The following is a 5,783-nucleotide window of genomic DNA, read 5'->3' as shown; positions in this document are numbered from 1 at the left end:
TCGCAGTTAACGCTTTCGCCGCCACCCCGGCGCACACCATGATCGCCGAAGGCGGCTCGGACAAACTGATCGAAAGCCGTCTGGCTGAAGGTGGTTCGGATCGTCTGATCGAACGCCGTGTTGCTGAAGGTGGTTCGGATCGTCTGATCGAACGCCGTGTTGCCGAAGGTGGTTCTGATCGTCTGATCGAACGCCGTGTTGCCGAAGGTGGCTCGGATCGTCTGATCGAACGCCGCGTTGCTGAAGGTGGTTCGGATCGTCTGATCGAGCGCCGCGTTGCTGAAGGTGGTTCGGATCGTCTGATCGAGCGCCGTGTTGCCGAAGGTGGTTCTGATCGTCTGATCGAACGCCGTGTTGCCTGATGCATGACTGCAAGCGCAACACCGCAGAGAAACCCGGCTCCCGCAGCCGGGTTTTTTATGTCTGCGTGTTTTATCCGGCCTTGGCCATGCAGCGCTTGTAGCGCTCGTCCACGCGCTTGGCGAACCAGGCTGTGGTGAGTTTGCGGGTGATCTTCGGACTTTGCAGCACAATTCCCGGCAATACCGCACGCGGTAACGCCTTGCCTTCGGCCCGCTCCGCCAGTTCGAACACGCGCTGATAGAGTTTGGTCTCTTCGAATTCCAGGGTTTTGCCTTTCTCCAATTGATCGCGAATCGTCGGGTTGCGCATGCCCAGCGACTTGCCGAGGGTGCGCACCGCCAGTTCGGTACTGCCGGGCATGATCGAGTCGTAGCGAATCAGGTCGCCGTCCAGGGTCAGCGGGATGCCGGAAGCGCGGCTGACCGCATTCTGAAACGCGGCATTGCGGCTGGCGTACCAGCCGGCGTTGAAATCGGCGAAGCGATACAGCGGCTCACGGTAACTCACCGGATAACCGAGCAAATGGGCGATGCCGAAATACATGCCGCCGCGCCTGCTGAACACTTCACGACGAATCGTGCCGTCCACCGGGTACGGGTAATCCTTGGCGTGCTCCTCGGCGAATTCGATGCTGACCTGCATCGGCCCGCCGGTGTGAACCGGGTTGAACCCGCCGAACAACGTGCGACCCATCGGCACCATGCCAATGAAATCGTCGAAAATCGCGCTCAGCTCTTTTTCACTGCGCGCAGCGTTCAGGCGTTCGCTGTAGCTCTTGCCGTTGGGCGAGCGCACTTGCAGAGCGCCGCTGACCAGCAGGCTGGGGATGTGCACCTTGGCGGCGCGGCGGTCGATTTCGTCGCGGGCGATCTTGCCCAGGCCGGGCACTGTAGGGTCGGCCTGGAAAGTGGACTCCTGCTCGGCCACGGCCAGTACCGAACACAGATTCTGCGTGGTGGTGTTGATGCCCTGTGCGGCGAACGCGGCGTAGATGTCCGTGGCCCAGCCCTGACGGTCGGCAGTTTTCGCCGGCAACAGCCGAACGATTTCCGCCTTCACTTCAGCCGGCGGACGCGGCGCCGGTTCGTTGCTGCGCTGGCTGGCGCAACCGGCGAGCAGCAGCAAAGCGCCGAGAGTAATGAGTAATCGCATGTTGCTCCATCCAATCAAATTAGCCAGACCACCATACACAACCCGCGTAGGAGCTGCCGAAGGCTGCGATCTTTTGATCTTGATGTTGACCTTGATCTGCAAAAAGCAAGATCAAAAGATCGCAGCCTGCGGCAGCTCCTACGCGCTGATGACAAACTGATTGCAAAACGTTACTGCGAAACCCTATCATTCGCGCCTGGAGTCGCATTAGCGCAAGGAGTTCCGCGCCGCCCTTATTTTTTCTTTGGCCGTTCGCCTCCAGGTATCCGACATGCCCGCTTCTGCTCGACTCGGCGCTCCATTTCGCCCGACTTTGCTTGCTCTGCTGTGCTCCCTGACCGTCACCGCCCACGCCGCTGAAGACAACAGCAAAGCGCTGGTGCTCGACGACGTCAACGTCAATGCCCAGGCCCCGACACCCAACGCCCTGCCCCCGGTCTACTCTGGCGGTCAGGTCGCGCGCGGCGGCCAGTTGGGCGTGCTCGGCAATCAGGACATGATGGACGTGCCGTTCAGCGCAGCGTCCTACACCGAGCAATTGATCCAGGATCAGCAGGCGGAAAACGTCGCCGACGTGCTGCTCAACGATTCTTCCGTGCGCCAGGCCTCGGGCTTCTCCAACCAGGCGCAGGTCTTCATGATTCGCGGCCTGCCGCTCAATGGCGATGATATTTCTTATAACGGCCTGTACGGCGTATTGCCCCGGCAGATCATTTCCACCGATGCGCTGGAGCGCGTGGAAGTGTTCAAAGGCCCCAACGCTTTCATCAACGGCGTGACCCCGACCGGTTCCGGCATCGGCGGCGGCGTCAACCTGCAACCCAAGCGCGCCGGCGACGTGCCGCTGCGCCGTTACACCACCGACATCAACAGCGAAGGTCGCATCGGTCACCACTTCGACATCGGCCAGCGTTTCGGTGAAGACAACCGCTTCGGCGCGCGGGTCAACCTGTCGCAGCGCGAAGGCGACACCGGTATCGATCACGAGAACCAGCGCTCGAAACTGTTCGCCATCGGCCTGGATTATCGCGGCGATGCGCTGCGGGTGTCCGGTGACTTTGCCTATCAGAAGGAACGCGTCAATGGTGGCCGCAGCTCGGTCAACCTCGGCACCGCCACGCACATCCCGGACGCGCCATCGGCGGACACCAACTACGCGCCGAAATGGGGTTACACCGACATCGAAGACACCTTCGGCATGCTCCGCGCCGAATACGACCTCAACGACAACTGGACCGCTTACGCCGCCGGTGGCGCCAAGCACACCCGTGAAGTCGGGCGCTACAACTCGACCACGCTGGTCGGCAACAGCGGCGCCTCGTTCACCACTGGCTCGTTCGTCCCGCATGATGAGGACAACACCAGCGTCATGGCCGGTCTCAACGGCAAGTTCAACACCGGCCCGGTCAGCCACAAGCTGAATTTCGGCCTGACCGGGATCTGGGCCGAGCAGCGCAGCGCTTATGACTTCGACCTGACCCGCTACTCGAACAATATTTACCATCCGATCACTCCTCCGGCACCGGTCGGCAATTTCTCTGGCGGCGATCTCAACGATCCGGGCATCGTCGGCAAGACCTTCAACCGCAGCGTGGCAATTTCCGACACCCTCGGTTTCTTCGATGATCGCCTGCTGGTCACCGCCGGTCTGCGTCGCCAGCAACTGGTGGTGCAGGGTTACAGCTACGCCAGCTACGGCAGCGGCCCGCGCTCGTCGAGCTACGACGAGTCGATCACCACGCCGGTGTACGGCATCGTGTTCAAGCCGTGGGAGCATGTGTCGTTCTACGCCAACCACATCGAAGGCCTGGCCCAGGGGCCGACTTCGCCGACCAGCTCTGGCGGTTTCCGCGTCACCAACGGCAACGAAGTCTACGCGCCGAAACGCTCCAAGCAGACCGAACTGGGCGTGAAAGTCGACATGGGCACTTACGGTGCGAGCCTCGGTGTTTACCGCATCGAACAGCCAAGCGACGGCTACTGCGAAATCAACAGCGCCACCACCTGCACCTACGTGCGCGAAGGCGAGCAGATCAACAAAGGCGTGGAGATGAACGTGTTCGGCGAGCCGATCGACGGCCTGCGCCTGATCAGCGGCCTGACCCTGATGGATACCGAACTGAAAAACACCCTCAACGGCGCCAACGACGGTAACCATGCCATCGGCGTGCCGACCTTCCAGTTCAACGCTGGCGTGGATTGGGACGTGCCGGGCCTGCAAGGTGTTGCGCTGAATGCGCGGATGCTGCGCACCGGCGGGCAATACGCCGACGCAGCGAACAACCTCAGCCTGCCGACGTGGAACCGCTTCGACGCGGGCGCGCGCTATGCGTTCAAGGTGTCAGAGAAGGACGTGACGCTGCGGTTCGGCGTCGAGAACGTGGCGAACAAGAAGTACTGGGAATCGGCTCAGGGCGGCTACCTGACCCAAGGCGAACCGCGGGTGGCAAAGTTGTCCGGGACGATTGATTTCTGACTGCTGAAAAGATCAAAAGCCCCTCACCCTAACCCTCTCCCAGAGGGAGAGGGGACTGATCGGGTTGCTTCGACAATTGAAGCCGACCTGATATTCCGAGTCGAACTCAAATCTTGAAAAGCTTGAAGATCGGCTCCCTTTCCCCCTCGCCCCCTTGGGGGAGAGGGCTGGGGTGAGGGGGATCGATTCGGGCAACACCGAACATCTTCAGCCGAACACCGAACAGCCCCACTCGCCTGACTACCACGCAGCCTTACTCCGTCTGGCCGACCACACTGGCCACCCTCTCCCGCTGATCCATACTTGCTGCACAGCCACAAGAGGACAGCCCCATGAATCGCAGCGACGTGCTGATCATCGGCGCCGGCCCGACCGGGCTGGTACTGGCCCTGTGGCTGAGCAAACTCGGCGTGCGCGTGCGCATCATCGACAAGACCTCGGCGCCCGGCACCACTTCCCGTGCTCTGGCGGTGCAGGCACGCACCCTCGAGCTGTATCGCCAACTCGACCTGGCCGACACCATCGTGCGTCGCGGCCATCAGGTCGCGGCGGCAAATTTCTGGGTTCACGGCAAACCGGTCGCGCAACTGCCGCTCAAGCGCATCGGCGAAGGCCTGACACCCTACGCCTTCGTCGAGATCTTCCCGCAGGACGAGCACGAACGGTTGCTACTCGAGCGCCTCGAAGACTACGGCGTCAGCGTCGAGCGCAATACCGCGCTGGACAGCTTCACGGACACCGGCGACACCATCACCGCCCATCTGCGCCTGCCCGATGGCCGGCAGGAAGTCTGTCAGGCCTGCTATCTGGCCGGTTGCGACGGCGCCCGTTCGGTGGTGCGCAAAGCCCTCGACACCGACTTCCCCGGCGGCACCTATCAGCAGATTTTCTACGTCGCCGATATCACGGCCAGCGGCCCGGCGCTGAATGGCGAGTTGCATCTGGACCTGGACCAAGCGGATTTTCTCGCGGTGTTTCCACTGGCCGGCGAAGGCCGCGCGCGACTGATCGGCACGGTGCGTGACGAACGCGCCGAGCGTGCCGAAACCCTGCAATTTGTCGACGTCAGCAGCCGCGCCATCGAGCAGCTGAAAGTGCACATCGAAGACGTACACTGGTTCTCCACCTACCGCGTGCATCACCGCGTGGCCGAGCACTTTCGAAACGGCCGGGCGTTTCTGCTCGGCGATGCCGCCCATGTACACAGTCCGGCCGGTGGCCAGGGCATGAACACGGGCATTGGCGATGCAATCAATCTGGCGTGGAAACTCGCTGCCGTGCTCAGTGGTGGCGCCGAGCCGAGGCTGCTCGACACCTACGAATCCGAGCGCATCGCCTTCGCTCGCCGACTGGTCTCCACCACCGACAAGGTCTTCAGTTTCGTCACCGCGCAGGGTCGCATGGCCGATCTGCTACGGATGCGCGTGGCGCCGTTTCTGCTGCCGAAAATGGCCGGGTTCGAAGCCAGCCGCGAATTCCTGTTTCGCACGGTCTCGCAAGTCACCCTCAACTATCGCGGCATGCCACTGAGCCAGGGTGAAGCCGGCCACGTGCACGGCGGCGACCGCTTGCCGTGGGCGCATGATGGCGAAGGAGATAATTTCGAGCCGCTACGGCAGCCATGCTGGCAGGTGCATGTCTACGGCGACACCAGCGACGAGATGATCGCCTGGTGCGCTGAACATCACTTGCCGCTGCACCTCTTCGACTGGCGCCCGGCGTTTGAGACGGCGGGTTTGGGGCGCAACGGATTTTATCTGTTGCGGCCGGATACCTATGTGGCGATTGCCGA

Annotated in this window: 4 protein-coding genes; 3 read left to right on the top strand and 1 reads right to left on the bottom strand. The window is 62.1% G+C overall.

What is annotated here, in order from left to right:
* Nucleotides 1–362 (top strand): phage infection protein (locus D6877_RS02380; RefSeq protein WP_130909705.1); only part of this gene is annotated, 362 nt, incomplete at its 5' end.
* Nucleotides 363–432: 70 nt separating this feature from the next.
* Here D6877_RS02380 and D6877_RS02375 read toward each other — a convergent pair.
* Nucleotides 433–1,515 carry a DUF1615 domain-containing protein gene (locus D6877_RS02375; protein ID WP_130909704.1) on the bottom strand — a complete coding sequence of 361 codons (1,083 nt, stop codon included), beginning with the start codon at nucleotides 1,513–1,515 and terminating at the stop codon, nucleotides 433–435.
* Nucleotides 1,516–1,786: 271 nt separating this feature from the next.
* Between D6877_RS02375 and D6877_RS02370 the strand changes: the two genes are divergently transcribed.
* Both D6877_RS02370 and D6877_RS02365 read left to right on the top strand, forming a co-directional pair.
* Nucleotides 1,787–3,991 carry a TonB-dependent siderophore receptor gene (locus D6877_RS02370; RefSeq protein WP_130909703.1) on the top strand — a complete coding sequence of 735 codons (2,205 nt, stop codon included), beginning with the start codon at nucleotides 1,787–1,789 and terminating at the stop codon, nucleotides 3,989–3,991.
* Nucleotides 3,992–4,323: 332 nt separating this feature from the next.
* A partial coding sequence (locus tag D6877_RS02365) for an FAD-dependent oxidoreductase (RefSeq protein WP_130909709.1) occupies nucleotides 4,324–5,783 on the top strand: 1,460 nt, incomplete at its 3' end.

It is taken from the genome of Pseudomonas sp. Sample_9, assembly GCF_004307535.1.
GTDB lineage: Bacteria > Pseudomonadota > Gammaproteobacteria > Pseudomonadales > Pseudomonadaceae > Aquipseudomonas > Aquipseudomonas mercuritolerans.
The sequence above is the reverse complement of the archived record's forward strand: the minus strand, read 5'-3'. Positions and strand labels throughout refer to the sequence as shown.